This is a genomic window from Bradyrhizobium sp. RDI18 (genome assembly GCF_043203335.1).
Taxonomy (GTDB): Bacteria; Pseudomonadota; Alphaproteobacteria; order Rhizobiales; family Xanthobacteraceae; genus Bradyrhizobium; species Bradyrhizobium retamae.
On record NZ_JBICRN010000008.1, the window covers coordinates 1,622,071 to 1,647,390 of the forward strand.

The 25,320-nt window shown below is 63.5% G+C and carries 24 protein-coding genes and 1 pseudogene; 7 read left to right on the forward strand and 18 right to left on the reverse strand.

Annotated elements, in window-relative coordinates; all coding sequences use genetic code 11:
- Nucleotides 1–149: 149 nt before the first annotated feature.
- On the reverse strand, nucleotides 150–395 hold the full coding sequence (locus tag ACFXS9_RS16790; RefSeq protein WP_392690456.1) for a hypothetical protein: 246 nt from the start codon (nucleotides 393–395) through the stop codon (nucleotides 150–152).
- Nucleotides 396–661: 266 nt separating this feature from the next.
- Here ACFXS9_RS16790 and ACFXS9_RS16795 point away from each other — a divergent pair, with 266 nt between their 5' ends.
- Nucleotides 662–1,042 carry a hypothetical protein gene (locus tag ACFXS9_RS16795; protein WP_392690458.1) on the forward strand — a complete coding sequence of 127 codons (381 nt, stop codon included), beginning with the start codon at nucleotides 662–664 and terminating at the stop codon, nucleotides 1,040–1,042.
- A 13-nt stretch (nucleotides 1,043–1,055) separates the two neighbouring features.
- On the opposite strand, the gene ACFXS9_RS16800 is transcribed toward ACFXS9_RS16795, so the two are convergent.
- Both ACFXS9_RS16800 and ACFXS9_RS16805 read right to left on the reverse strand, forming a co-directional pair.
- The gene (locus tag ACFXS9_RS16800) at nucleotides 1,056–1,532 is read right to left on the reverse strand and encodes a hypothetical protein (RefSeq protein WP_392690460.1); all 477 of its coding nucleotides are present in this window, start codon (nucleotides 1,530–1,532) and stop codon (nucleotides 1,056–1,058) included.
- Between the two features lie 155 nt (nucleotides 1,533–1,687).
- A complete protein-coding gene (locus tag ACFXS9_RS16805) occupies nucleotides 1,688–2,278 on the reverse strand; it encodes a hypothetical protein (protein WP_392690462.1) in 591 nt (196 codons plus the stop codon).
- Nucleotides 2,279–2,533: 255 nt separating this feature from the next.
- On the opposite strand from ACFXS9_RS16805, the gene ACFXS9_RS16810 reads away from it, so the two are divergent.
- Complete coding sequence (locus tag ACFXS9_RS16810) at nucleotides 2,534–2,917, forward strand: VOC family protein (RefSeq protein ID WP_392690464.1); 384 nt, start codon at nucleotides 2,534–2,536, stop codon at nucleotides 2,915–2,917.
- 149 nt (nucleotides 2,918–3,066) lie between these two features.
- Here the strand turns inward: ACFXS9_RS16810 and ACFXS9_RS16815 are convergent, their stop codons facing one another.
- Nucleotides 3,067–3,516, reverse strand: coding sequence for a hypothetical protein (locus ACFXS9_RS16815; RefSeq protein WP_392699823.1), 450 nt, complete (start codon nucleotides 3,514–3,516; stop codon nucleotides 3,067–3,069).
- A gap of 234 nt (nucleotides 3,517–3,750) precedes the next feature.
- Between ACFXS9_RS16815 and ACFXS9_RS16820 the strand changes: the two genes are divergently transcribed.
- Nucleotides 3,751–4,101 (forward strand): GrlR family regulatory protein, encoded by a 351-nt coding sequence (locus ACFXS9_RS16820; protein WP_057843675.1) that lies wholly within the window; start codon nucleotides 3,751–3,753, stop codon nucleotides 4,099–4,101.
- A gap of 15 nt (nucleotides 4,102–4,116) precedes the next feature.
- Here the strand turns inward: ACFXS9_RS16820 and ACFXS9_RS16825 are convergent, their stop codons facing one another.
- On the reverse strand, nucleotides 4,117–6,795 hold the full coding sequence (locus ACFXS9_RS16825; RefSeq protein ID WP_392690465.1) for a PAS domain S-box protein: 2,679 nt from the start codon (nucleotides 6,793–6,795) through the stop codon (nucleotides 4,117–4,119).
- A 122-nt stretch (nucleotides 6,796–6,917) separates the two neighbouring features.
- Nucleotides 6,918–7,718 carry a helix-turn-helix domain-containing protein gene (locus tag ACFXS9_RS16830; RefSeq protein ID WP_392690467.1) on the reverse strand — a complete coding sequence of 267 codons (801 nt, stop codon included), beginning with the start codon at nucleotides 7,716–7,718 and terminating at the stop codon, nucleotides 6,918–6,920.
- Between the two features lie 44 nt (nucleotides 7,719–7,762).
- On the opposite strand from ACFXS9_RS16830, the gene ACFXS9_RS16835 reads away from it, so the two are divergent.
- Nucleotides 7,763–8,185: a nuclear transport factor 2 family protein gene (locus ACFXS9_RS16835; RefSeq protein WP_392690469.1), complete on the forward strand. Its 423-nt coding sequence runs from the start codon at nucleotides 7,763–7,765 to the stop codon at nucleotides 8,183–8,185.
- Nucleotides 8,186–8,279: 94 nt separating this feature from the next.
- On the opposite strand, the gene ACFXS9_RS16840 is transcribed toward ACFXS9_RS16835, so the two are convergent.
- The 10 genes from ACFXS9_RS16840 to ACFXS9_RS16885 all read right to left on the reverse strand — a co-directional run bounded on the left by ACFXS9_RS16840 (nucleotide 8,280) and on the right by ACFXS9_RS16885 (nucleotide 20,999).
- Nucleotides 8,280–9,080, reverse strand: a complete 801-nt coding sequence (locus tag ACFXS9_RS16840) for an NUDIX hydrolase (RefSeq protein ID WP_392690471.1) — start codon at nucleotides 9,078–9,080, stop codon at nucleotides 8,280–8,282.
- Nucleotides 9,081–9,084: 4 nt separating this feature from the next.
- A complete protein-coding gene (locus tag ACFXS9_RS16845; RefSeq protein ID WP_392690473.1) occupies nucleotides 9,085–10,041 on the reverse strand; it encodes a dihydrodipicolinate synthase family protein in 957 nt (318 codons plus the stop codon).
- A gap of 129 nt (nucleotides 10,042–10,170) precedes the next feature.
- The gene (locus ACFXS9_RS16850; protein ID WP_213245393.1) at nucleotides 10,171–11,049 is read right to left on the reverse strand and encodes an SDR family oxidoreductase; all 879 of its coding nucleotides are present in this window, start codon (nucleotides 11,047–11,049) and stop codon (nucleotides 10,171–10,173) included.
- Between the two features lie 116 nt (nucleotides 11,050–11,165).
- Nucleotides 11,166–12,026 carry a MaoC/PaaZ C-terminal domain-containing protein gene (locus ACFXS9_RS16855; RefSeq protein ID WP_392690475.1) on the reverse strand — a complete coding sequence of 287 codons (861 nt, stop codon included), beginning with the start codon at nucleotides 12,024–12,026 and terminating at the stop codon, nucleotides 11,166–11,168.
- Nucleotides 12,027–12,223: 197 nt separating this feature from the next.
- Nucleotides 12,224–12,613, reverse strand: a complete 390-nt coding sequence (locus ACFXS9_RS16860) for a Zn-ribbon domain-containing OB-fold protein (protein ID WP_392690477.1) — start codon at nucleotides 12,611–12,613, stop codon at nucleotides 12,224–12,226.
- The gene (locus ACFXS9_RS16865; RefSeq protein ID WP_392690479.1) at nucleotides 12,613–13,761 is read right to left on the reverse strand and encodes a thiolase domain-containing protein; all 1,149 of its coding nucleotides are present in this window, start codon (nucleotides 13,759–13,761) and stop codon (nucleotides 12,613–12,615) included. Before ACFXS9_RS16865 ends, ACFXS9_RS16860 begins: the two co-directional genes overlap by 1 nt.
- 863 nt (nucleotides 13,762–14,624) lie before the next feature.
- Nucleotides 14,625–14,951 (reverse strand): GcrA family cell cycle regulator, encoded by a 327-nt coding sequence (locus ACFXS9_RS16870; protein WP_392690481.1) that lies wholly within the window; start codon nucleotides 14,949–14,951, stop codon nucleotides 14,625–14,627.
- Between the two features lie 118 nt (nucleotides 14,952–15,069).
- A complete protein-coding gene (locus tag ACFXS9_RS16875) occupies nucleotides 15,070–16,053 on the reverse strand; it encodes a CorA family divalent cation transporter (RefSeq protein ID WP_392690483.1) in 984 nt (327 codons plus the stop codon).
- Nucleotides 16,054–16,227: 174 nt separating this feature from the next.
- On the reverse strand, nucleotides 16,228–17,187 hold the full coding sequence (locus ACFXS9_RS16880; protein ID WP_392690485.1) for a pyridoxal-phosphate dependent enzyme: 960 nt from the start codon (nucleotides 17,185–17,187) through the stop codon (nucleotides 16,228–16,230).
- A 305-nt stretch (nucleotides 17,188–17,492) separates the two neighbouring features.
- Entirely contained in the window at nucleotides 17,493–20,999 is a 3,507-nt protein-coding gene (locus tag ACFXS9_RS16885; protein ID WP_392690487.1) for an indolepyruvate ferredoxin oxidoreductase family protein, read from the reverse strand.
- Between the two features lie 279 nt (nucleotides 21,000–21,278).
- On the opposite strand from ACFXS9_RS16885, the gene ACFXS9_RS16890 reads away from it, so the two are divergent.
- Together ACFXS9_RS16890 and ACFXS9_RS16895 are read left to right on the forward strand one after the other, a co-directional pair.
- Complete coding sequence (locus ACFXS9_RS16890; protein ID WP_392690489.1) at nucleotides 21,279–22,499, forward strand: c-type cytochrome; 1,221 nt, start codon at nucleotides 21,279–21,281, stop codon at nucleotides 22,497–22,499.
- 163 nt (nucleotides 22,500–22,662) lie between these two features.
- Nucleotides 22,663–23,073, forward strand: a complete 411-nt coding sequence (locus tag ACFXS9_RS16895) for a hypothetical protein (RefSeq protein WP_392690491.1) — start codon at nucleotides 22,663–22,665, stop codon at nucleotides 23,071–23,073.
- 68 nt (nucleotides 23,074–23,141) lie between these two features.
- On the opposite strand, the gene ACFXS9_RS16900 is transcribed toward ACFXS9_RS16895, so the two are convergent.
- The gene (locus tag ACFXS9_RS16900; protein ID WP_392690493.1) at nucleotides 23,142–23,954 is read right to left on the reverse strand and encodes an oxaloacetate decarboxylase; all 813 of its coding nucleotides are present in this window, start codon (nucleotides 23,952–23,954) and stop codon (nucleotides 23,142–23,144) included.
- A 66-nt stretch (nucleotides 23,955–24,020) separates the two neighbouring features.
- Nucleotides 24,021–24,330, reverse strand: a pseudogene (locus ACFXS9_RS16905) (NIPSNAP family protein).
- A gap of 163 nt (nucleotides 24,331–24,493) precedes the next feature.
- Between ACFXS9_RS16905 and ACFXS9_RS16910 the strand changes: the two are divergent.
- Nucleotides 24,494–25,198: a metalloregulator ArsR/SmtB family transcription factor gene (locus tag ACFXS9_RS16910; protein WP_334363305.1), complete on the forward strand. Its 705-nt coding sequence runs from the start codon at nucleotides 24,494–24,496 to the stop codon at nucleotides 25,196–25,198.
- Nucleotides 25,199–25,320 lie beyond the last annotated feature (122 nt).

The following is a 25,320-nucleotide window of genomic DNA, read 5'->3' on the forward strand; positions in this document are numbered from 1 at the left end:
GACGGCATTCCTCGTCTTCGTCAGCATCGGCATATTCCTGGCCCACGCATTTGACGCCTATCGCCTGCGCTAGATCTGCGCCTGACCCCCACTGATGCGATTGCTCGCGAAGTCAGGCGACGTTCTCAACGACGCAAGGCGTGCGCTCTTCAACGGGCCCCATCCTTTTCGGCGATGGCCACGTTGCGGTCGGGGAATTTTCCGAATAGTTCCGCCGGCTGGCCGAAATTCGTGGCGAGGACATCCTTGGGATTTGCCGCGATCCATTGCGACCGTTCCATGGTCTCGTAGATGGCCGCATTGAATCCGATCAGGATGCGCGCAGGTCCGCTGCCGACATTCTCGATCGAATGGCCACAGCGTTGCGCAATGTAGCCGACGTAGCCCTTCTGCAATAGCTCGGTTCGGTAGCGGCCGCCTTGCCATGGACGACGCCAATGCAGCGTCCGCAGCGCACCGGCAACGGACGTCGCGGCCCCGCTGCCCCCTTCCAGACCGTCGCAGGCTCAATTGAATGGCTATTAAATCAACGGGTTAGACAGACGCTCGGGGATGATGCTAGAGAACGCAGGCGCCCAGCGGGATTTTCGATTCCGCGGGTCGGGAGTTGTGGTTCTCCCAGCGGCGCTGGTTCAGCTTACGGCTATTCGGACATTTCGATATGAGAAAGATCATCCTGACGCTGGCGATCCTGTATCCGGCGGCGGCGCTGGCTCAGGGAACGAGTACCCCGGCCGCCCCGGCCAATCCTCCCACCATCGGCGGCAAACCGCTGGTTGTGGTCGGGTCGAAGAACCCGACAGCGGGCAAGAAAGAAAAAGAAAAACCTTTGTCGGTCGCCCAAAAGTTGCAGGCTTGCCAGGACATCGACGACGCGACCAAGGAACGCCTGGATTGCTACGACGCCATTTATGCGCCACAGCCCAAAGCAAAGGCGCCGGCGGCGAAGGGCGTCAATGACTGCCGGTTCGTCAAGGAGGAAGACGAACGGTTGACCTGCTACAATGGTTTTGCGGACAAGATTCCGAAGCTACCGCGCTAATCAAGCGGGGCGCTTACCAGGTGTTCCAGCTCGGGCCACCGAAGAAGCCAAATTGTGACTGCTGCGCAACCCGCATTTGCGGCGGCTGCGCGAACTGCATCGGCGGTGCCGGGCGGCTTCTTACCACCTTGCGCTTGCGCTGGATCGGCGGCTCCGGCTTCTTCGCCTCCGCCGGGACGTACTGGGCAAACGTCTCCCGCGCACGGGCCTGAGCGGCGGTGTCGGCCGAGGCAGGGGCTGCGGCGGGGGTCACGGACGGCGCAACGGCTTGGGCGGTCATGGACGATGCCGGAACAATGGTCGGAAGGCTAGTGTCAAAGACCACCCGCTCCGGCAGCTTCTGGTCGGAACGAATGCGCACCACGGCCTTGTCGACCGAAGAAACGCCCTGGCTGGCCACGACCGCCTGTTGTGGAACAAACGCATCGATCGCCACCAACAGCGCGAGCAGCACTCCGCCGACAAACAGGAAATAACGCGCCACGGGCATTGGTCTTGCTCCCTCCGCGCGAACGGCGCGGTTTAATCGCCCAACGGGCCATATAGCGTTTAGTTCCTGCACAACTTGCAAGGTTCAAAGGCGCAGATCACATTTCGGAGATGAGTCGCACTTCGGAGATGAAAGGTGAGTTCGGCCGCACAGGGTTAAACGCGGCTGGCCGTCACCAGTGAACATTTCGCCTTATTCGCGTTGACGTTGACGAACCCAACCAGCATGCCGGCGTATCGTTTCCGGCTCTTCATGTTCACGGTATCGGGAATGATCCGCCTGCGGGCAGTCAGATGGCTGCCGTCCCGGCGGATGAAATTGCAGGCGATCTCGATATCCCTCACCGCGTAGGCATTGGTATTGCGAAGCGTGAAGGTCACCAGCGCTTTCGAGCCAAGCCCGCCCCTTCGCCATGACTGCGAGACGATTTTCAGGCCGTCGAGCGGCGACGTGGCAGGGGCAACCGTCTCTGGCGGCGCGATGTCGAGAGGCACCGCGGCGCCAACCGCCTGGTTGGGATCGGTGGAAGCTGACGACCCCGGGCTCGGCATGGTCGCCTGAGTCGCGGCCGAATCATCCGTGCCTTGCGTGACAACGGCAACTTCAGACGGCGTCGCCGCTGACCGGCTTTCGGCATCGCTCGCTTGCGGGAGCATCAACCATACGACGCATCCAACGATAGCGATGGCCGGCAGCACGGCAAGCCGTGCTTCGAATTTTTCGAACGACCACCCGGCGATTCTCATACCGTCGCCCTCACCCGGCAGCGTCGGCGATTGCCGTGCCGCGCATGAAAAAAGCCATACGGATCCCGCCGCCCGTCAACAATCATCCAGCGCAGAAATGGTTTCATGCCACCTCGACAATATTGCGGCGGCGGTGCAAGGCTTGCAAGATAAGGCCTGCAGGATAGAGCTGTGGATTGACCGGCGGCTTCATCGGTCGCCGCGTCGCAACCGACCTTTAGCGCCGCAACAACGATAGTGGGGAGACCGATCGAGATGCCGACCGTTACCTGGGACCATGTGCATTTGCGCAGCCCCGATCCCGAAGCGACTGCCGCCTGGCTGGAAGACATTCTGGGCGGCGAGATCGTCCGTGCTCCAGGGCGGATCGACGTCAAACTCGGCGGCGCCAACGTGTTCATCGCACCCGTTGCCGCCAGCGACGGCGTCAACCCGCCGCCGGTAACGCCCTATCAGGGGCTCGACCATTTCGGCCTGACGGTGAAAGACATCGACGCGGTCGCCGCCGAGATCAAGGCCAAGGGCGTCGAGTTCACCAAGGAACCGACCACCATACGTCCTGGCGTTCGCATCTGCTTCATCCGTGGGCCGCAGGGCATCTCGATCGAACTGCTCGAACGCGACAAGAAGTATACATGAGCACCGTTTGATCCTCATGGTGATGAGGAGCGGCACGCGCGTCTCCGGACGATGCTGCGCATCGCCGGGCGAACCATGAGGCCAAAGGCGGGCCAACATCCTTCGTGACGCCGCTGGCGCGGCTCCTCAGGATGAGGACTGAGACTCGCTCACGTCATCGATCCCGGCATGAAGCAGCGAATGCTCAATCCCTGATAGCCGCGGATCGGCCAGACCATGGTTCGCCCTACCCGGTTCGGCTCGGTGATGACGGCATCTTCAGGCACGTCGTGCCACTCGCCGTCGATGCGAACGCGGTAGTGCCCGCCTCTTGATTCCCAATCCACGTCGCTGACGGCGCTGCCGTCTGCGTCGGAACAGCACGGTCCCTTTCCGCTCCTTAGGCTGTCGAACCACTGCTTCAGCGGTGAGTTGGCATAACGGCCGTCAGGATCGCGGGCTTCGCCGGGAGCGGATGCCAGCGGCAACATCAACAACACGCTGCCGATGATCAGCGGCTCTCTCCAGCGGCCCACACGATGGCGGGCCGTAGTTTCACGGAAGTCTTTTTCTGTGTGTCGGCGCGCAACGTGGCCGCCGGAATTGATCCAGTTGGTCACCTGTTTCTCTGCTCCTGCACCCACCGGCCGGTGCCGAAGAGCACTATGCATTTCACGGGCCAACTTGATTCGGTTTACCGCCCGTCACTCTCACGTCACGCCGGGGCGGTACGCTCTGGGTTTGCTTCCTGTACGGGAATCGGCAGGTAACCTGACGCGTTGACGCTATAGGCCACGCTTTGGCATAAATGATAACCAGCTTCCGTGGGCGCGGACGCCGGCATCTGGGACGCCATGAAGAACGGGCTCTATTCGATCCACGTCACCCTGCTGGATGGGCGCACCGGCAAGGGCAGCGGCGTTATTCTGTTCCGGGACGGCCAGATTCTCGGCGGCGACGCCTATCTGTTTTATACCGGCAGCTACACCGTGAAGGGCGATACCTTCAAGGGCGAGGTCCTGGTGCAGCGTCACACCACCCCGCGCGACAACGACAATCCGCTGTTCGGCGGCCCCGCCCCGGTCGGCATTGGTGTATCCGGAACCTTCACCGACACCCGCGGCAGCATGAATGGAACCGCGCTGGTCGGCAAAGCGAGCCAGATCTTCGGCGCCACATTGCACAAATTGGCGGATATCAACTAACGGCCGGGCGCGCGCCTATTCCGCCGCCTGCTCCAGCGGCGCCGTGCGCGGCAGGATCATTTGGATGCGCGTGCCGCCGCCCGGCGCGGAATCGAGGTCGAGCCGGCCGCCGAGCCGGGTCGTCACGATGCTGTAGACGATGTGCAGGCCGAGGCCAGTGCCGCCCTGATCGCGCCGCGTGGTGAAGAACGGATCGAAGGCGCGGCGGCGGACATCGAGGCTCATGCCGATGCCGTTATCTGAAAAGATGATCTCGACATTGTCCTTGCCGGACTCCCGCACCTGGATATCGACCGTTCCCGGCTTGCCGTCCGGGAAGGCGTGCGCCACCGAATTGAGGAACAGGTTGGTAAGCACCTGTCCGTACGGCCCGGGATAGCTGTTCATCATCAGGTTGGGCTGGCACTCGACGTTGAGCGTCAGATTGTGCTTGCGCAGGCCGGGCCGCAACGACATCACCACCTGCTCGGTGAGATCGCCGAGATCGAAGGTGCGCTGGTCCGAATAATTGCGATCGGCGGCCACCTGCTTGAACGACTGGATCAACTCGGCGGCGCGGTTGAGATTGGCGACGAGCTGCGACGACGCCGAGCGGCTGGTATCGAGAAAATCGTTCAGGCTGGAACGCCGCAACTCGCCGCGGGCGACCTCTGCTGCAAAGTTCGACGTCTTTCGCTCCAGCGCGGATGCCACCGTCAGGCTGATGCCGACGGGATTGTTGACCTCGTGGGCTACGCCGGCCACCAGCCGTCCCAACGCGGCGAGCTTTTCCGCCTCGATCAGCGAATTCTGCGTCTCACGCAGGTTCCGTAGTGCTCCCTCTGCCGCATCCTTGGCCTTGCGCATCTCGGATTCGACGCGCTTGCGCTCCCCGATGTCGAGCGCAACCGTCACGATGTTCTCGATCTCGCCGGCCGCATCCAGGATCGGCAGCTTGTTGACCAGCCATTGCCGCATATGGCCGGACGCGTCCTTGTATTCTTCCTCGTAGAAGCCGAGTTCCTTGCCGACCGCCAGCACCCGCTTGTCGGGCTCGTCGGTCTTTTCCGCGCCGTAGCGCGACATCAACTCGGCGGTGGTGCGACCGATCGCATCCCCCGGCTCGACCCCGAAAATGCCGGCCATATAGCGGTTCATCAGGACGTAGCGGAGCTGCTTATCCTTGACGTTGATGACCGCAGGCACGGTGTCGATCACCATTTGCAGCAGGCGGCGACCTTCGGCGATCGCATCCTCGGCCCGCTTCTGGTCGGTGATGTCGCGCACCGTTCCTTCGTAGCGGACGATCTCCCCCGCTTCGTTGCGCACCGCGCTGGCGCTGTCGGAGAGCCAGAGCACCGCGTCAGTGCGGGTGCGAACCTGGTATTCATATTCGCGGATCATGCCGTCGCGTTGCATCAGCCGCGCGTATTCCGCCCGCGCTTCGGGTTGAACGTAAACGGTATCCGCGATGTCGCCGATGCCGTTGATCAGATCCTGCGGCGTGGCATAGCCCATCATCCGCGCCAGCGCTGGGTTGGCGTTCAGCAGCGCGCCGCCGGGCGTCGTGACGTAAATTCCATCAACCGAGGACTCGAACAGCTTGCGGTAACTTTCCTCCGCAAGCCGCTGTTCGGCGAGCGCACGCACAGCCGCCTCGCGTGCAGTGTCGGCATCGACCAGCGTTCGCCGGAATACTTCGGCCGCGCGGGCGATGTCGCCGATCTCGTTGTCCACGTCGGTCGCCGGGATCGAGGCGTTCTTCTCGCCGCCGGCTACCGCGCGGATCGAGCCTGCGATCGCGGCAAGCGGACGCACGGTGCGCCGAACCACCAGCAGCGACGCAAACAGTCCGATCAGGACGCCGGCGGTGCCGAGAACGATGCTCTGCCATTTCGCCTCCGTCAGGGTCCTCGCAAATTCGCGCGAGAGGACGCGCCCCCGCCGCTCGCTGACGTCGCGCAACAATTCGGTGACGCGCTGGATCAGGCGGCCCTCCGCACCGAGCACTTCCCTGTCTATGTCGGATATCTGCCGTTCGCGGATCGATATGTTGACGATCGCCAGCGCATAATCGTCGACGATCGCGCGCAGCTTTGAGTCCGCGATCGTCATCGAGCGCATGCTTTCCGCAGCCTGTTCAGCCGCCGAAGGGTTATGCGCCAGCAACGCCGAAGCGATCCGGCTCTGGGTCTGAGCCAGGGCCATCGCAAGGTGGGGATCGGATGCCTCGGCGATCGCCGTATCGAATTGCTCGCGCAAGGGCGGCAACGCGACGATCATCTCGGCGCGGCGGTTGATCAGCGCGGAAATCCGCTCGATGCCGGTGCGGTAGGTCGCCAGGCGCTCGGTGACGCCGTCAATCATGTCCTGCTGCTCTGGCGCGAGCTCCAGCCGCGTCTTCTTCAGGATCTCGCCGAGCGCGTTGGCGGCTTCGCCAACCTGGAGCGACTGGTTGCCGCGATCAGTGACGAAATCCCGCGCCGCCAGCCGCAATTCGTTCATGCGGCGGTCGATATCCTCGGCCAGGTCGCCGACGCTCTGCAGCCGCTGCAACTCGGCAAAGGTCGAATCGATGTGGCGGATGGCGATGACGCTGGCGGTCGAGGTGATGATGATCACCGCCAGCACCAGCATGAAACTGCCGAATGTCAGTTGGCCGATCGAAAGCGAGAACGATCGTGGCGGCGAATTCGGCGGCGTTTCAGCGGTCATGTGGGTCGGGGCCGGGCTCCAATCGGGCGCAATATACGATGTATTTCGGGCCGTAGGGAACATGCCGGCGGGTGGTTAATAGCCGGATATATGAGCTACGCGGCCGAACGGTTGGCCGGGGGTCAGTCCGCCCCCGCTTGCAGGGCCTTAGCTAGGTCCGACGGCATCATGCCGAACATCTCGCGAAATGCGCTGGAAAAGTGTGACGAGCTGGCGAATCCGACGGCATGGGCGGCCTCCGTCAGGGATGCGCCCTCGCCACAGGCGCGAACGGCCGCCCCCATCCGATTCCAGATGCGGTAGCGCCGCAGCGGTACCCCCGTTTCCGCCTTGAACAGATGAAGAAACCGGGACGGCGAAAGGCCGGCGCGGGCCGCCAGCGTGGTCAGCCGGTGGGCAAGGTGTGGCTCGTCCCGCATATGTCGCAGCGCTGCGGCAATCCGCGTTGTGGCCCGCTTGTGCGTCCCCACGCCCAGCAGTTCACCGAGCGAGGCGCAGCCCTCCCGTCGGCCGATGCGGTCCTCGGCCAGCCTCGTCATTAGTTCGATTACGGCGGCCTCCTCCCTCAGGTCGAACGCCCCACGCAGCGTCGGATTTGTCATACGAGCGATCAGCGCGCGGAGGTCGCGCCCTAGCGGATCGACGTAGAGGAACGCCATCCGCCCCCGTTCGATGCGCAGATGATGGAGGCTGTTGGGCAGGATCAGCACGCTGCGGGCCACGTGATACCGCGTCATGTGATCCGCGGGATCGTCGGCGACCTCCAGCGGTCCATCGAGCGCCACGGCAAGGACGGCGGTCGCATTCCGGTGCGGCGTCAAGCCGAGAGCCGGGCCCAGATACAGCACGCGAGCACCCCATCCGATCAGTTTCGCTGCTGCCATTGCGCCAATAGCCAGTTTCTGAAAGCCCGCCAGGTCCAACCGGTCTAGTCTCGGAGATGTCGGAGGTCAGCGAGATGAGGACAATGGCAAATAATCGATCTGGAATCGAGAACCAAGCAGCAATCGAGCACACGCGGCAGGCCGTCGGCCGCTATGCTAAGGCATGGCTCGCAGGCGACCGCGCTGCGCTCGCCGCCTGCTATCACGACGACTTCACGCTGCACTATTTCGGCCGCAACCCGCTCGCCGGCGACCACTCGGGCAAGGCCGCCGCGCTCGGTCTCCTGGCCGAGGTCACGAGGCGCACTAATCGCAAGCTGCTCGCGATTGTCGACATTATGGCCGGTCCCGAACGCGGCGCGCTGCTCGTCCGCGAGCGTTTTGAGCGCGACGGCAAGACGGCCGAAGTGGAGCGCCTGCTGGCGTACGCGGTGCGCGACGGACTACTGGGGGAATGCTGGGTCTACGACCAGGACCAGGCGCTGGTTGACACCTTCCTCACATGAGCCTGTTCGGGCGGCCCCGACGATCACGCAGATGCCCGCCATCGCAAACTACCGCGCGGGCACGCGAAAATACTTCGTTATGTGTCGAACTGTGTCAGCCGACCGAGCCGACCTCGAACACGTCGCCGTCATAGCCGGCTTCGAGCGGGATGCGAAGCTGGCGGCCGCCATTGTTCCTGGTCATCACCGGCGTCACGGTGACGACCGATTTGCCTCTGGAGTCGTCGAGCGCAGCTTTCACGCTGGCCTGCCTGCCGAGCTTGATCAGGTTGCGGGTGGTCGGGAACGGCAGCTTGAAGCGCCCGCTCTCGCCGCCCTCCAGCGCCTCGCGCGGCGACACCCAGATCGAGTCGGTGGATTCCCTGCCGTCATGGGCGCCGACCTGTTCCGGTGGCGCGGCGGCAAGGAAGAACCAGGTGTCGAACCGCTTCGGCATGCCCTCCGGCGTGATCCAGTGCGCATAAGGAACGAGTTCGTCGAGCGCCAGCACCATGCCGTTGTCGGCCAGTACCTGGGGGAAGCTGATCTTGCTGTCGCAGAGGTCGGCGCGATGCGCGGCCTCGATCTCGCTGGCGCGCTTGGCATCCACCAGCGCCGTCGCCCCCTTCGGCCGCGCCAGCAGGATGCCGCTTTCCTCAAACGTTTCGCGGATCGCGGCAATCCGGAAGCTCAAGGTCGCCTCATCAAACCCCTCGCCGCCCGAATAGAGTTCGGGCCGCGCGATGATCTCCTTGTCGCCCTTGTCGACACTGCCGCCGGGAAATACCAGCGCGCCGGAATTGAAGTCGATCTCATAATGGCGGACCATCATGAAGACCTCGATTTCCTTACGCTCCGCGCTGTCACGCAGCAGCAGGATCGTGGATGCAGGACGCGGGGCGACGACTTCGGCCATATGACTAGCCCGCAGCGCTGGATTGCGGTTGCAGGTTGGCGCGACGGTCGACGCGCGCCACCCGCGACAGCAGATAATCTACTTCGGCCTTTGCCGTCGCCGTAATCGTCGCGCCGGGCTTGCGCTGCGCGCTGGAGGAGATGATGCCGCGCTTCTGCAGGACGTATTTGCGCACCGACAGGCCCGCGCCAGGCTGCTGCTCGTAACGGATCAGCGGCAGATGCGCGTCGAACAGATCGTGAGCGGCGTCGCGCTTGCCGGCTTTCGACAGCTTCACGACGTCGATCAACAGTTCCGGGAAAGCGTAGCCGGTCATGGCGCCGTCGGCGCCGCGCTCCATTTCGAAGTCGAGGAACAGTCCGCCATTGCCGACCAGGATCGACAGCGGCCGCAGCGAGCCGTCCTTCTGGAAATTACGGAGCGTGGAGATCTTCTCCAGGCCCGGCCAGTCCTCGTGCTTGAGCATCACGCAGGACGGCGAATCCATCACGATCTTGCGGATCACGGCGGGGGTGAAGACGACGTTGAGCGTCAGCGGATAGTCCTGCAGCACCCAGGGGATGTCGTCGCCGATCGCTTCCTGCGCCTGCTTGAAATAGCCCGTGATCTGGTCGTCGGTGCGCAGATGCGGCGGCGGCGCGATCATCACGCCGGCGGCGCCGGCGTCCATCGACGCCTTCGCCAGAGAGCGCATCGAGGCGAAGCCCGGCGCCGAGACGCCGACGATGATCTGCATGTTTTTGGCGCGCTTGACGAAGCGGATCGCCACCTGCTCGGCTTCATCAGCATCGAGCTTCGGCGCCTCACCCAAAATGCCGAGCACAGTGACGCCGTCGCAGCCGACTTCGGCGTAGAAGTCGGTCAGCCGGTCGATGGATTTCTCGTCGATGCGACCGTCATCATGGAACGGCGTCGGCGCGATTGCGAAGGTGCCGGCGGCCTGGGCGGTGAGTTTTGTCATTTATACAGTCCATCCTCTTTCGTCATTCCGGGATGGTGCGTAAGCACCAGACCCGGAATCTCGAGGTTCCACAATGCGCAATTGCGCATTGGGGTTCGCGCGTCGCGCGCCCCGGAACGACGGGTAACATCAAAACCTTCGTGCGCCCATCTTGATCTGCTCCTCGGAGAAGAAGATCTCCTTGGCGTGGGTCACGATGTCCTCGGCCTTCCAGCCCGTGAACGGGGGCTTCCAGCCTTCCATTTCCATCATCCGCATCTCGCGCACCCCGCGCGGGCCGGAGACGCCGAGCACCTTGCCGGTCTGGTCGCCCGACAAATCGCTGACCATGTATAGCACGGCCGGCGCGATGCCGTCCGGGCCGAGCGCGGCGCCCGGGTTCTCTTTATAGCGCGGCAGATCTGCGGTCATGCGGGTCAACGCTCCCGGGGCCAGCGTCCAGACCCGGATGTTGTACTTGCGACCCTCGATCGCCAGCACGTTCGACAGTCCCCAGATACCGCCCTTGGCGGCGCCATAGTTGGTCTGGCCGAAATTGCCGATCAGGCCCGAGGTCGAGGAGGTGTTGACGATGACGCCGCCGCCGTTCTCGCGCATCCATTTGAACACCGGCTGGGTGCAGCAGAAGGTGCCTTTGAGGTGCACCCTGATCACCTTGTCCCAATTGGCCTCCTTGGCCTTGGCGAAGGTTTCGTCGAGCAGGATGCCGGCATTGTTCACCAGGATATCGGCGCGGCCGAAATTCTTGATGGCGTCGTCGAACACCGATTGCCCGCCGGCCATGGTCGAGATGTCGGCGCCATTGGCAACGGCACGGCCGCCCTCTTCCTTGATGGCGTTGACGACCTTCTGCGCCATGGAGACGTCGGCGCCGGAGCCGTCGCGGGGACCGCCGAGGTCGTTGACCACGACCGCTGCGCCCTCGCGCGCGAACAGTTTGGCATAGGCCTCACCGAGCCCGCCGCCTGCACCGGTGATGATGGCTACCTTGCCGTCGAGCAATCCCATGGTGTTTTCTCCCGTCTTGTTTTGCCGCCGTCATTCCGGGATGGTCCGAAGGACCAGACCCAGAATCTCGAGATTCCGGGTTCGATGCTGTGCATCGCCCCGGAGTGACGGGAATATCACCCCAGCACCGTCTTGCCGCTCTTGATCACCGTGACGCCGCGCGCCTTCACCTTGGCTTCAAACGAAACGATGTTGCCGTCCTTCCACATCTCCATCGTTACGGTCTCGCCGGGATAGACCGGCGAGGAAAAGCGCGCGACGTGCTGCTTGAAGGCGGACGGATCGTAATCGGCGTAGGTCTGCAGCACCCCCCGGCAGGTGATGCCGTAGGTGCACATACCGTGCAGGATCGGCCGCGGAAAACCGGCCTTCTTCGCAAACTCGGGATCTGAGTGCAGCGGATTGCGGTCGCCGCAGAGGCGGTAGACCAGCGCCTGGTCCGGCCGCGTCGTGATATCGACGATCTTGTCGGGCGCGCGGTTCGGAACCTTGTGCGGCTCGGGCTGGCCCTCGGATGGGCCGCCAAAGCCGCCGTCGCCACGGGCGAAACGCGAGGCGACGAGCGTCGCCAGCTTCTCGCCGTTCTCATCCTTCAACACGGTCTGGTGCCGGATGACCGCGCCCTTGCCCTTGCCCTTGTCGAAGACGTCGAGCACGGTCGAGTCGGCCGTGATCTTGGCCGCGCTCGGCAGCGGCTTGTGGAAGGTGATGTCGCGCTCGCCGTCGACCACCATGACACGGTTGAGGTTCATTTCGCCGGGGCTTGAGCCCCAGGCCGCCACCGAGGCGAAGGTCGGCACGACCTTGAGCGGACGCGGCGTCAGCGTGCCCTCGTTGACAAAGGCGAGTTCGTTCTCATCCATCGGATCGGCGCCCATGCCGATGCCGTAGGCGTAGAGCATTACCTCGCGATCGGTATAGGCGTATTTCTGGCCAAGATTTTTCAGGGCCATGAGCTGTTCGTAGTTGATCGGCATGTTTGAATTTTCTCCCCAATCGTTCTTCTGCGGCGCCCATTGCTGCGCCCTCTCCCCTTGTGGGAGAGGGCTACGCCAGCAGCGCCTCAAACTCTTTTGGGTGAGGGGGTTGGCTCCGCGGACACATCTCCCTCGCGGAGAGCACCCCTCATCCGGCGCTTCGCGCCACCTTCTCCCACAAGGGGAGAAGGTACTTACTAGGCCGCGGTGAAGAACGGCAGTGGGGCGCCGTCGGTTGGCTTCCACACCAGCTTCACCTTCAGACCGATCTTGATCTTCGCCAGATCGCAGTCGACGATGTTGGTCTGCAGCGACGGTCCTTCCTTCAGCGTCACATAGGCGATCGCATACGGACCGGTCGGCGATTTGCGCATCAGGCTGTAGGTGTAGACCGTCGCCTCACCGGAAGCTTCCTCCCACACCGTCTTGTCCGAAAAACAGAACGGGCAGATCGAGCGTGGGAAGTAGTGCGCCTCGCCGCAAGCGGTGCAGCGCTTGATCATGAACTTGCCGGCCTTGGCGGCTTCCCAGAACGGCGCGGTCTCGGGGTTGGTCGCCGGCGCCGGATATTTCTTGCTATCTGCCATCACACGCGCTCCAGAATGCAGGTTGAGGCGGCGTGACGCACGCCGAGAAGGCCGCCGGTGCCATGGGCGACTGCGAGGTCGCAATTCTTGACCTGCACCATCGGATGCGCTTCGCCGCGCAATTGGCGGACGGCCTCGAGAATTTTCGTCATGCCGCCGCGGTTGACCGGGTGATTGCTGCAGAGGCCGCCGCCGTCGGTGTTGAACGGCAGCTTGCCGACGCCCGAAATGAGATTGCCGTCGGCGACGAACTTGCCGCCCTCGCCTTTCTTGCAGAAGCCGAGGTCTTCGAGCTGCATCAGCACCGTGATGGTGAAGCTGTCGTAGATCGAGGCGTACTTGATATCCTTTGGCGTCACGCCCGCTTCCTCGAACGCGCGCGGGCCGGACCAGACGCCGGCGGAATACGTAAGATCGAGATCCTTGCCGCCGCGCGGACCCTTCATCGCCTCGCCATGACCGATCAAGCGCACCAGCGGCTTCTTCAGGCTTTTGGCGATTTCCGGCGTGGTCACGATCATCGCGCCGCCGCCATCGGTGACGACGCAGCAATCCATACGATGCAGCGGGTCCGAGATCATCGGCGAGTTGACGACGTCCTCGACGGTGACAACCTCCTTCAGCATCGCGTGCGGATTGTACTGGGCGTGGTGGGAGGCCGCGACCTTGATCCAGGCGAGCTGCTCGCTGGTGGTGCCGTAGTCGTGCATATGGCGCATGGCACACATGCCATAGGCATTGTGGGTGGTGGCGCCATAGGCCGCCTCGAAATCAGCCTCCGCGCCCGCTGCGCGCGGCGGCATCGGGCCGGTGCGCGGCTTGCCGGCGAGCGTGACCAGCGCGATCGAGCATTTGCCCGCGGCAATCGCCTCAGCCGCGTGGCCGAGATGGATCAAATAGGAACAGCCGCCGGTCTCGGTGGAATCGACGTGGCGCACCTTCAATCCGAGGTAATCGACCATCGGCCAGGCGCCGCCGGGAGCGTCGCCGGCGCAGAAATAGCCGTCGATATCGGCTTTGGTGAGCCCGGCATCCTCGATCGCGCCCTTGGCGACCTCGGCGTGCAACTGTGCCGTTGATTTATCGGGTGCGTGCCGGGTGGGATGCTCGTAGATCCCGGCAATGTAGGCTTTGCCTTTGATGGTCAAATCGTTCTCCGTTGGCGTTTCTTCTTTCCGAAAGTTTTTCTGGCCTGTCGCCGCCCCCTTGGCAAGCGCGGAAATATTCCGCCGGGCGAGAGCGTAGCGACTAGACTCAAGTCGGGATGATTATCGGCGAAAATCTTATCAGGCCGGAACGCGCGCCCCGCCGTTCGGCTTCACGTTTCACAGCGCCGCGTTCTCGCGGCGCGACGCGCCCGAGTTGTACCTGATCGCTTGCCCCCTCCTTGTCGAGAGGGCGCAGGGAAGACCGGGTGCTGGCTGGCACCCGCGGTCTCGTGTGCAGGCAATGCGCAAAGATACGCACACGAGCATACAGGTATCAGCCGAAACAACCGGCCTTCCCTGCGCAGTGGTTTTACGGCTTATGCCGTGCTCTCCTTGGAGACGAATTCCTCTTGCCTCCATCGCCGGCGGATTGAAGGTATTTGGAAACCCGGTCGGGTCTCGCAAAACCTCCGCCGGCTTGACACCAGCCACGGGTGCCAGGACCACACGGTTTTGCCGTACGCGAAATGCGCCACTCGTCCTGCGCTGATTAATTGCTCACAGCCCGAAGGCCGCCCTGCAATGCCTCGCGCGCGCGAGCGCCCTCGCGTCCACCGCTCCCCGCACTCCACGTATCGTGACGACGCGTACGCCCCTCTTCGATGAGGCGGGATGGCGCGAAGATGGAGCTGATTTGGGGGTAATGAGAAGCGATATATTTTCGCCACGCGATCTGGACGACCCAAATCACGTTGAATCGGCAGGTGAAATTCGTGTTTTGGCGCAGCGGGCTTGGGGGCGGTACTGGATGCATGCGGCACGATCGGCGCCGGTTGATTTGCTGACGGGCCAATCAGCAAGCGTCAGCCGGTATTCCTGACCGCATCAACCAGCATCGCGTAAAGCTGGCGCTTGGTGAATTCCTTGGGCTGCGTTGCCGCCGGCTTGCGCGGGGACACCACCTTGTCCGCCGGGCGGGCACAGGCCAACTGCGCCACCTTTCGCTTCGGCACCGATACGATCCTGGGGTTCGCGGTTGGCGGCTTACGACCGCGCTTCTGGCCCATGCGCTGCAGCTTGGCGCTCACGGCATTGCGGCTAAGGCCTAGCCGAGTTGCGATCTGGCCGGCGCTGTGGCCATCGGCCCAGAGCTTTTTGAGCAGTGCTACGTCTTTCGCATCCCAACCCATGAGGATGATTATACATCGACTGCGAGCGGCAGGCTAGTCGTTGCTCACGTTGATCGAGCGAGGAGTTAGTCTCGTCGTTAATACCGATGCAGCGCAGCGCGCAAGCGGAGCGATCGGCCTAAAGGGCCTTGGTCCGCCTGAGCAGCCACCAGGTCAGTGCTCCCGCGGCGATCACCAGCAGAAGCGCGTACCAGGTGCCGCCGTCGCCGGTCTGGAATGGCATGTCCTTGGTGTTCATGCCGAAGAAGCCGGTGACCAGCGTCGAGGGCAGCATGCAAGCAGTCAGGACCGACAGCGTGAACAGGCGGCGGTTGGTGATCGCCGTCATGCGGCCGGCAATCTCGTCCTGCAGCAGCCGCGCGCGCTCGTAGATCGCGCTGAACTCGTAGTCGAGCGCGTCGAACTTCTGCGCAAGCTTGCGCATCGCCGACAGCAGAGTCTCGGATTCGACGTCCTCGCGCGCCTCCATGCGATGAAACAGCGCACGGATCTGCGAGAGCTGCCGCCGCGTGCGGATCGCCTGCAGGCGCACGCGGCCGAGCCGCAATCGCTCATCGTCGATCTCGTCGTGCAGTACATGATTCTCGACGATGTCGAGTTCGTCACCGAGGCCTGCCGAATAGCGTCCGATCACATCGGCGAACTGGTCGACGATCGCATCGAACAGCGACACCGGGCTGGGAAACTTGCGGCCGCCATCGATGGCTCGCCGTGTCAGCTCGATCGCGCGCAGCGGCTTGCGCCGGGCGGTGATCATCAGCTTCGACGAGATCGCAAAGTGCACCCGCAGGAGATCGTCGCCCTCCTGCATGAACTCCTGATGCAGGTCAGGCAAAACGCCGGCGATCTCTTCGTCGAATATATCGAGGCGGATATGCTCGTCGGCATCGAGCAGGGTCTCGCGCGCGACATCGGACAGTGCAGCACTCCTGGCGAGCCAGTCGTGGCAGCGACGGTTGGACAGGTTGAAATGCAGCCACAGCCAGCCGTGCGGATCGGCGAGTTCCGCATCGAGGTTGGCGACATCGAGCTTCGTCGCGGAGCCGTCGCCCGCGAAGCGATAGGCGGAGATGATGCCAATGTCGGCGAGGGCCTGGTCCATCCGCTAACCCGTTGCTGGTGTGAAGCAGGCAATGCGTCAACGCAGTGGCAAGCTGATGGCGACTACACCCCATCGAAGCTATGGAGACAAGGTTTTGATTCCATAGGCAGTTCGCTGGCCCGCGCGGTTGCCAATTTCCTGAAGTCGCATCGCAGCTCTACGGGTGGAACCAAGTCAAGCGGATAGTGCCGCGATCGGTGTGACTGTTTTCTCAGCAGCGGCCCGCCATTCCCGAATCTTTTCCAGTGTCGCCGTCGCCCCACCGCACACCACGACCAAGGGAGATTTGATGCCATCCAGTGCCCGGCGCCGCTGCTGGCTGTAGACGACAGCTAAAGACGCACCACAGGCCGGCTCTACGAGCACACGGTGGTCGTGCAGGAATTGCTCGCAGGCGTCGAGTGCCTCAAGGTCAGAAACGACGGCGCTGCGCACGTCGCGGCTGCGGGCGAGCTTGAAGGCATGTTCGGCAACTTTGTTGGCACCAAGCGACGTGGCCACCGATGTAATCGCCGGGATGGGGATGTTCTCGCCAGCCGCCAGTGCTCTCGCGAGGCAATCGGCACCTTCCGTTTCCACCGCGAGAATTGGCAGATCCGCGAGATTGTTTCGCTGCAGTCCTTCGGCGACGCCGGAAAGCAGGCCGCCGCCGCCGACGGACAGGATGACCCCATCAAACTCAGCTCCCGACCGGACCACTTCGTCGATCAGGGTCGCATGACCGCTCCACAGCAACGGATCGTCAAACGGATGAAGGAAGGCTGTCGTCTCGTCGAGGAGCGATTGCGCCAGTTCGTTCGCTTCCGCCCAGACCGTGCCATGCACGATGACCGTCGCGCCCTCCTGCTCCAACAGATTTTTCGCATGGAGCGGCGTCGACTGAGGGACCACTACCGTCACGGGAATGTCGAGAACGCGACCGGCATAGGCAACGGCAAGCCCGGCATTGCCACCGGATGAAGAGACAAAACGGGTTTTGCCTTGACGCTTATATTCCTCGCAGGCGGCCCCGACACCACGCAGTTTGAAGGACCCGGAAGGTTGAAGCGCATCGAATTTTAGCCAGATACCCCTGTCGGCAAGGACGCTAAGCTTGCGGGACACGATGAGCGGTGTATCGAGATGGAGGGCCATAATCAGGTTCTTTCACGCATACGTTGTCGGATTCTCTTACTACAAGAACAACAATCAGCCGCGGAGCGGCGCCTCGAAGGATCAATGGCACCAGCTGGCCCTTCGGTCCGAGACGCCGCTCACGCGGCTCCTCACCATGAGGGTTTAGTGTGAGCTAACTCGCACGACGTCGCGACTCTCGTGCCCCGGACGCAGCGCAGCGCTTAAGCGGTGCGCTGCTGAGCCGGGGCCCATGCGGCGAGATGGGTCCCGGGCTCTGCGGAGCAGCGCTTGGGCGCTGCGCCGCGTCCGGGACACGGCCAGATTTACTCCGCCGCCAATTGCCTTGGCGCAGGCGGCGGGCTGGCGAGGTCGGCGGTGAGTTGGGCGTGGCGCGCTTTGGCGTCGTGCACCGCCTTCTCCTTGATCGGGCCGTAACCGCGGATGCGGTCGGGCAGCGCGAGAATTTCGACCGCGGTGTCGTGGGTGAGCGGCGACAACAGGCCGAGCACGGTTTCGACATCCTTCTCGTAGGCTGCGATCAGGTCGCGCTCGAGCTTGCGGTCGGGACTGTAGCCGAAGACGTCGAGCGGCGTGCCGCGCAGGAAGCGCAGCCTTGCCAATGTTCGGAACACCGGCATCATCCAAGCGCCGAAGGCGCGCTTCTTCGGGCGGCCGAGCGCATCGAGGCCACCGCCGAGGATCGGCGGCGCCAGATTGAAATTGAACTTGAACTCGCCTTCGAACTGGTCGCGGAGCTGTTTCTCGAAGCGGCCATCGGTGAACAGCCGCGCGACTTCGTATTCGTCCTTGTAGGCGAGCAGTTTGGCGTAGTTGATCGCGACCGCCCGCGGCAAGGCCTCGCCATAGCCGCCGTCGGTGGCGGCGTCACGGACTCGCTTCACGAGGCTGCGATAGCGCTCGGCGAGCGCGGCATTTTGATAGTCGGCGAGGTGCGCGCTGCGATGGACAATGATCTCGTCCAGCGTCATTGCATCCAGCGTCTTCGGCGCGACGACCTCATCCTGGCCCTTCATCATCGCCTCAAGCCGCGCCGGATCGGCGGCAGCCAAACGGCCGAGCTGGAAGGCCTGCGTGTTCATCTTGATCGAAACGCCGTTGACCTCGATCGCCTGCAGTATAGCCTTTGCCGACAGCGGCAGCAGGCCCTTCTGATAGGCATAGCCCAGCATCATGATGTTGGTGGCAATGGAGTCGCCAAGCAGCGCTTCGGCCGGTTTGGTAAAATCGTAGAACGACGAATCCTTGCGCAGCTCGGTCTCCAGCACGTGGTTGACCTTGCGGCTCTGGAAATTGAAATCGCGGTTGAGGATGAAGTCGGCAGTCGGGATCACGTGGGTATTGATGACGCCAACGGTACGGCTGGCTTCACAAAGCGTGATGGTATCCTTGGCAGCGGCGACCACCTCGTCGGCAGCCATCACGAGATCGGCGGTACCGGTGACGATCCGCGAACAGGTGACGTCGGCGGTGTGCTCGGAAAGCCGGACGTGGCTCAGCACCGCCCCGCCCTTTTGCGCCAGGCCGGACATGTCGAGGATCATGCTGGCCTTGCCCTCGATATGGGCAGCCATGCCGAGCAGCGCGCCGATCGTCAAGACGCCGGTGCCGCCGACGCCGCCGACCGCGATGTTGTAGGGCCGCTCCAGCGACGGGAATGAGGCCGGCTCCGGCAGATCGCCGATGTCGCCAACACCTGTACCATCAAGGCTTGCCGGCGCGCGGCGGCGCGGCTTGCCACCGTCGATGGTGACGAAGGACGGGCAAAAGCCCTTGAGACAGGAATAATCCTTGTTGCAGGTCGACTGGTTGATGGTGCGCTTGCGGCCCATCTCGGTTTCCAGCGGCTCGACAGAGATGCAGTTCGACTGCACCGAGCAATCGCCGCAGCCTTCGCACACGGCCGGATTGATCATGACGCGGCGCGCCGGGTCTTCCATCAGGCCGCGCTTGCGGCGGCGGCGCTTTTCCGCGGCGCAGGTCTGCACGAACACGATCGCCGACGTGCCCTTCAGCGTCCGGCAGGTCTTCATGACGTCCTGAAGCTCGTCGCGATGCGCGGTCTTGACGCCGGGCGCGATCTCGGACGCAGGATAGGCGTCGGGGTTTTCCGAGACGAGGTAGATGTTGCGGATGCCTTCCGAATGGAGCTGGAAGGTGATCTGCTGCGGCGATAATTCGCCGTCGACATGCTGACCGCCGGTCATCGCGGTCGCGTCGTTATAGAGGATCTTGTAGGTGATGTTGGCGCCCGAGGCGATCGCCTGACGGATCGCAAGGCTGCCGGAGTGGAAGTAGGTGCCGTCGCCGAGATTGGCGAACACGTGCTCTTCCTTGGTGAAGGGTGCGACGCCGACCCACGGCACGCCCTCGCCTCCCATATGGGTGTAGGTCTCGGTGTTGCGGTCCATCCACAGCGCCATGAAGTGACAGCCGATGCCGGCAAAGGCGCGGCTGCCTTCCGGTACCTTGGTCGAGGTGTTGTGCGGACAGCCCGAGCAGAAATACGGCGTGCGGGTGACCGGTGCCACCGCCTGCATCTGGGTCGCCTGTCGGCCATTGAACCAGTCGGCCTTGGCGCGCAGCATCGCGGCGATTTCGGGATTGAGATTAAGTCGAAGAAGCCGCTCGGTTAGCGAGCTCGCCAGCGACGCAACGGAAAGCTCGGCGGCAAAGGTGAGAAAACGTTTGTCGTGGTCGTCCATCTTGCCGACGATGCGCGGGCGGACGTCGTCGCGCCAGTTGAACAGCTCCTGCTTGACCTGGTTCTCGACGATCTCGCGGCGCTCTTCGACGATGAAGATTTCCTCGAGGCCGATGGCGAAGTTGCGGACACCTTCGGGCTCCAGCGGCCAGGGCATGCCGATCTTGTAAAGCCGCAAGCCGATCTTGGCTGCGACCTCCTCGGTGATCCCGAGCTCGCGCAGCGCCTGACGGATGTCCTCGTAGCTCTTGCCGGATGCCATGATGCCATAGCGGGCATTCGGCGAATCCATGGTGATGCGGTTGATCTTGTTGGCGCGCGCAAACGCGATCGCGGCATAGCCCTTGTAGTCCTGCAGGCGCAGGTCCTGCGCATAGCGGTCGTCGGGCCAGCGCAGGTTGAGGCCGCCCGGCGGCATCTCGAAATCGGTCGGGATCGCGAACGGCGTCATCTCGTCGGTGAGGTCGATCTCGGCGGTGGTTTCCACCGTCTCGGTGATCACCTTCATGCCGACCCAGCAGCCGGAGTAGCGCGACATCGCGATACCCAGAAGGCCCATCTCGATCATTTCATGGATGCTGGAGGGATAGAGATACGGCATCAGCGCGGAGATGAAGGCGTGGTCGGACTGATGCGGAACGGTTGAGGATTTGGCGCCGTGATCATCGCCGGCGAGACACAGCACGCCGCCATGTTTAGCCGAGCCGGCCGTGTTGCCGTGGCGGAAGACGTCGCCGCAGCGGTCGACGCCGGGGCCTTTGCCGTACCAGATGCCGACCACGCCGTCGTACTTGGCGCCGGGCGAGAGATTGAGCTGCTGCGAGCCCCAGATCGCGGTGGCCGCGAGATCCTCGTTCACGCCGGGCTGGAACTTGATGTTGTACTGTTCGAGATGTTTGCGGGCGGCGAAGAGCTGCTGGTCGTAACCGCCCAAGGGGGAGCCGCGGTAACCGGAGATGAAGCCCGCGGTGTTGAGCCCTGCGGCGCGGTCGCGGCGAATTTGCGCCATCGGCAGGCGGACCAGCGCCTGGATGCCGGTCAGGAAGATGTGGCCGGAGCCTTGGGTGTACTTTTGATCGAGACTGATCGGACCCTGGTTAATTCCCATTGCAGCCCTCTTTGGCGGTAAGCCTTGATCGTGACGACGCTTTTTTAGCTAAGCATCTGAGCTCGTTAGAACCAGTCTATGTCGGTTTTTCCGGGCCGCGCACCACAAATCTCGGCAAGAAGGCCGCGCCTTCAAACTTCGCAACTTCGTGCCGGGAAAATCGGCGCGGCATTTCGGTTTGTGTCGTCCGGAAGCCCCGGCGCGAAATGGCATGGCGCCCCCGCTGTGTGCGCTTTCGCGCTATAACGCTCCGGAAGGTCAATCGGTGCAGGGACGACCATGCGGGCGATTCTCGCGGCACTGCTTTTGTGCACTGCGTTCATAGCCGGCGAAGGCCATGCCCAGCCCAAGGGCGAACCGGCGATGGCCGAGGACATCGCGCGCGGCAAGGCGCTGACGGACGCCGGCGACTGCGCAAGCTGCCACACCGCCGATCCTGCAAAGCCGTTCGCCGGGGGCAAGCGGATCGACACGCCGTTCGGCGGCATCTACGCGCCCAACCTGACGCCGGATCGCGAAACCGGACTCGGCGCGTGGAGCGATGACGATTTCTACCGCGCGCTCCGCTTCGGCGTGGCGCGAGATGGATCGCGGTATTACCCGGCCTTCCCCTATCCGAATTTTACGAAATTGACGCGGCAGGACATTTTGGCAATCCGCGCCTATCTGGCGACGCTGACACCGGTCGCGAACGCACCGCGTGCGCCGGAGCTGCGCTGGCCGTTCAACTACCGTTTCGTCATGCGCGGCTGGAACTGGCTGTTCTTCAAGCCCGGCATCCTGATGCCGGACCAGGCCAAGAGCGCGGAATGGAATCGCGGCCGCTATCTGGTCGAAGGCATCGCCCATTGCGGCGCCTGCCATACGCCGAAGAACTTTTTCGGCGCAGACAAGCGTGGCCATGCTTACGGCGGCGGGCGGGTCGCGGGCATGTTCGCGCCGCGGCTCGACGGCGCGACGCGCAGCGGCCTGAAATCCTGGAGCGTAGACGACATCGCCGAATATCTGCAGAGCGGCCGCAACGGCAGAAGCCACGCCGGCGAGCTGATGTCGGAGGTCGTGATCAACTCGACTTCGAAGATGAGCGATGCGGATGTCCGCGCGATCGCGGTTTACCTGAAGGATCTGCCGGCGGGCGCGCCGGAGCCGAAGGTCACACCGCCTCCAGCCGCACGAATGGCCGCGGGCGAAAAGCTCTACCGGAGCGCCTGCATCGCCTGCCATGAGGCCGATGGATCGGGTGCGCCGCGGATCTATCCACCACTGCCCGGCAACGCCAATTTGCAATCGGCCGATCCCTCCTCTGCGCTGCGCGTCATTCTCGACGGCGCCGAGAGCGTGACGACGCCGCGCGCACCCAACAAGGGATCGATGCCGGGCTATGCCGCCAAGATGACCGACCAGCAGATCGCCGACGTGACGAACTATATCCGCAATGCCTGGGGCAATGCGGCTCCGCTGGTGACGGCGGCGGAAGTCGCGAACGCGCGGCGTCAATGAGCGCACGCTGCGCTGCATCCGGGGAACGCCACCGTCAACGCGCGCACGTGAGCGGATCACGGGTTCCAACATTACGGACTTGCAACATTGGCGCGGAACATCCGCGCAGGCCAGCCATTATCCCTGCGCTTGACTTCGGGATGCCTAACGGAGGAACCCATTCATGGCACACCAACCCGATCCGAACGATCCTTACCGCGCCGGCCTGAGCGATGAAGAAGTCCGCCGTCAGGCCCGCTTCAACAGTCTCGACAATGAGCTGCAGCCCGATCCCGCGCTGTCCGAAGGTCCGCCGAGTGGCGCCAAGGTCGCGATGTTCGCCGTTGCCATCGCGCTCGTACTCGGCGCGCTGTTCTATGGCCTGAACAACACCACGGTGCAGCAGGCCGGTACCTCGTCGACCAACACCGCGCAGCAGACGCAGCCGGCCAACCCGTCGGCGCCTCCGGGCATGCGTGACGTAACGCCGCGCAGCAACACCGATCCTGGCACGACCACCGGCGCCGCGACCAATCGCCCGACGCCGCCGTCGCAGAACCCGACCGGCACCGAGGTCGATCGCTCCAAGCAGTAGGGTGGACATACACTAACAAAGCAGCGGGCTTAACGTCCGCTGCTTTTCTTTGCACCTCGCTTGCGCGGCTAACTGAACATCTTGTTGATCTCGCCGCCGGGATAGCCGTTGGCGAACTCGCCGAAGGTGCCCTTCTCCGCCATCTCCTTTGACGCCTTCATGAAGCCAGCCCAGGCCATCCGCGCCAGCGAAGCGCCGACGCTGATGCGGCGCACGCCGAGATCGGAGGCCGCCTGCAGCGACGGGCCGGCCGCGCCGACCAGGAGGTTGACCGGCTTTGGGTGCACCGCTTTCACGACTGCCGAAATCTCTTCCGGCGACGCGATGCCGGGCGCATAGAGGCAATCGGCGCCGGCTTCGGCATAGGCGGTGAGCCGGTCGATCACGAGCTTCAAATCCTTCTGCCCCCGCAGGAACGCCTCGCAGCGGCCGGTGAGCAGCACGCCGCTATTGTCGGCATCGATCGCCTGGCGCGCCGCCTTGATGCGATCGACCGCCAACGCTCGATCAAACAGCGGCTTTGCGTTGTCGCCGGTAAAATCCTCGATCGACAGACCGGCCACGCCGGTCGTGACGGCGCGCGCGACATTGGCGCCGACCTTGTCCGGCTCGTGCGCAAAGCCGTCCTCGAAATCGGCGTTGACGGGGATATCGACCGCCGCGCAGATCGCGGCGAGATGGGCGCAGACGTCGTCGACGGTGACGTGGTTGTCGGCCTTGCCCAGCGTCCAGGCAAAACCGGCGCTGGTGGACGCCAGCGCCTTGAAGCCGAGATGCTGCAACGCCTTCGCGCTGCCGACGTCAAACGGGTTGGGGATGATGAAGCATCCGCTCTCGTGCAACTTCCTGAATGCGGCGCGTTTGTCAGCAGATGTCAGCATGGGTCGCTCCCCTCGGTTTGTTGGCGCCGCCTACATAGTAACGTTGCGTCTGCTCCGCCAGACGTCTCACGCCACGACCTCGCGCAGAAACGTCCGCTCCTCCGCGAGGATGAACTTGTTCTCCTCGGCGAAATCAAAGTTGGCCTTGCCTTCGCTGTCTCGCCCGCAGCCGCATCCGGTAGCTTTCATAAGATGCGAGGCTGTCGAACGAGATCAGCGCGAAGGCGATGTTGTTGGTGCCCTCGTACGGCATCCAGTAGCCGATCAGGTCGCCGCCGCATCTCGGAATAATGGTGAGCCAATTTTTGGAATACTCTTCGAACAAGGCACGCTTGAACGGGTCGAGCTGGTAACGGATGAAGACGGTGATGGTCATGGTGTATCTCCAGTTGTTGTCGCCGTCATTGCGAGGAGCGAAAGCGACGAAGCAATCCATTCCTCCGCGTGTGGCGCGATGGATTGCTTCGCTTCGCTCGCAATGACGTTCGAGGCGAGACTACCCGCTTGCTCTACCGCGATGCTTCGGCTATCATCGAACTATGAAAGCAGGTCCTGATATCGCCATGGTCGCCTCCCTGGTCGGCGATCCCGCACGCGCCAACATGCTGACCGCGCTGATGGACGGCCGCGCGCTGACCGCGAGCGAGCTGGCACACCAGGCCGGCATCACGCCGCAGACCGCGAGTTCGCATCTTTCCAAGCTCGAGACCGGCGGCCTGATCGAGCCGGAGAAGCAGGGCCGTCATCGCTATTACCGCCTCACCGGCCCCGATGTTGCGGGCGTGCTCGAAGGGCTGGCGGGCCTTGCCGAGCGCGCCGGGCACACGCGCGTGCGCACCGGGCCGAAGGAGCCGGCGCTGCGCCGCGCCCGGATCTGCTACGATCATCTGGCCGGCGATCTCGGCGTGCAGATGCTCGACAGCATGCGAAAGCAAAAGCTGGTCCGGCAAACCAAACAGGCGATCGAACTCACCGGCGAGGGCAAGCGCTTCATCGCCGAGGCGCTGCAGATCGACGCAGATATGCTCGCCCACCCGCGCCGGCCCGTGTGCAAAGCCTGTCTCGACTGGAGCGAACGGCGGCACCATCTCGCCGGCACGCTGGGAGCTGCGGTGATGAACCGCTTCACCGAATTGAACTGGGCGGCGCGCGATCCCGCACCCGGCAGCCGCGTCGTGAATTTCACGCGCACCGGCGAAAAGCGGTTCGCGGCGCTGTTTGGGAGCAGCGAAGCTCATTCGTGATGACGCTTGCGCACCTCCTCACCACCATGAGGGTTAATCAACTCGCGCTCTCGCCAAAACGTGAAATGCAAGGTCTTTACAGTGCGCGAGGTCGGCATCAATACGCCCCTGTCTCGAGGACA

What these genes read in the sequence shown, in the direction of transcription:
- ACFXS9_RS16855 (WP_392690475.1), bottom strand. Translation starts at nt 12,026, where the DNA reads ATGCCGATCAACTACGAACAGCTCATGGCCCTGAAAAATCTTGGCCAG.
- ACFXS9_RS16845 (WP_392690473.1), bottom strand. Translation starts at nt 10,041, where the DNA reads ATGACAAAACTCACCGCCCAGGCCGCCGGCACCTTCGCAATCGCGCCG.
- ACFXS9_RS16900 (WP_392690493.1), bottom strand. Translation starts at nt 23,954, where the DNA reads ATGCTGACATCTGCTGACAAACGCGCCGCATTCAGGAAGTTGCACGAG.
- ACFXS9_RS16895 (WP_392690491.1), top strand. Translation starts at nt 22,663, where the DNA reads ATGGCACACCAACCCGATCCGAACGATCCTTACCGCGCCGGCCTGAGC.
- ACFXS9_RS16840 (WP_392690471.1), bottom strand. Translation starts at nt 9,080, where the DNA reads ATGGCCGAAGTCGTCGCCCCGCGTCCTGCATCCACGATCCTGCTGCTG.
- ACFXS9_RS16885 (WP_392690487.1), bottom strand. Translation starts at nt 20,999, where the DNA reads ATGGGAATTAACCAGGGTCCGATCAGTCTCGATCAAAAGTACACCCAA.
- ACFXS9_RS16850 (WP_213245393.1), bottom strand. Translation starts at nt 11,049, where the DNA reads ATGGGATTGCTCGACGGCAAGGTAGCCATCATCACCGGTGCAGGCGGC.
- ACFXS9_RS16910 (WP_334363305.1), top strand. Translation starts at nt 24,494, where the DNA reads ATGAAAGCAGGTCCTGATATCGCCATGGTCGCCTCCCTGGTCGGCGAT.
- ACFXS9_RS16825 (WP_392690465.1), bottom strand. Translation starts at nt 6,795, where the DNA reads ATGACCGCTGAAACGCCGCCGAATTCGCCGCCACGATCGTTCTCGCTT.
- ACFXS9_RS16860 (WP_392690477.1), bottom strand. Translation starts at nt 12,613, where the DNA reads ATGGCAGATAGCAAGAAATATCCGGCGCCGGCGACCAACCCCGAGACC.
- ACFXS9_RS16870 (WP_392690481.1), bottom strand. Translation starts at nt 14,951, where the DNA reads ATGGGTTGGGATGCGAAAGACGTAGCACTGCTCAAAAAGCTCTGGGCC.
- ACFXS9_RS16835 (WP_392690469.1), top strand. Translation starts at nt 7,763, where the DNA reads ATGGCAAATAATCGATCTGGAATCGAGAACCAAGCAGCAATCGAGCAC.
- ACFXS9_RS16875 (WP_392690483.1), bottom strand. Translation starts at nt 16,053, where the DNA reads ATGGACCAGGCCCTCGCCGACATTGGCATCATCTCCGCCTATCGCTTC.
- ACFXS9_RS16880 (WP_392690485.1), bottom strand. Translation starts at nt 17,187, where the DNA reads ATGGCCCTCCATCTCGATACACCGCTCATCGTGTCCCGCAAGCTTAGC.
- ACFXS9_RS16820 (WP_057843675.1), top strand. Translation starts at nt 3,751, where the DNA reads ATGAAGAACGGGCTCTATTCGATCCACGTCACCCTGCTGGATGGGCGC.
- ACFXS9_RS16805 (WP_392690462.1), bottom strand. Translation starts at nt 2,278, where the DNA reads ATGAGAATCGCCGGGTGGTCGTTCGAAAAATTCGAAGCACGGCTTGCC.
- ACFXS9_RS16890 (WP_392690489.1), top strand. Translation starts at nt 21,279, where the DNA reads ATGCGGGCGATTCTCGCGGCACTGCTTTTGTGCACTGCGTTCATAGCC.
- ACFXS9_RS16800 (WP_392690460.1), bottom strand. Translation starts at nt 1,532, where the DNA reads ATGCCCGTGGCGCGTTATTTCCTGTTTGTCGGCGGAGTGCTGCTCGCG.
- ACFXS9_RS16795 (WP_392690458.1), top strand. Translation starts at nt 662, where the DNA reads ATGAGAAAGATCATCCTGACGCTGGCGATCCTGTATCCGGCGGCGGCG.
- ACFXS9_RS16810 (WP_392690464.1), top strand. Translation starts at nt 2,534, where the DNA reads ATGCCGACCGTTACCTGGGACCATGTGCATTTGCGCAGCCCCGATCCC.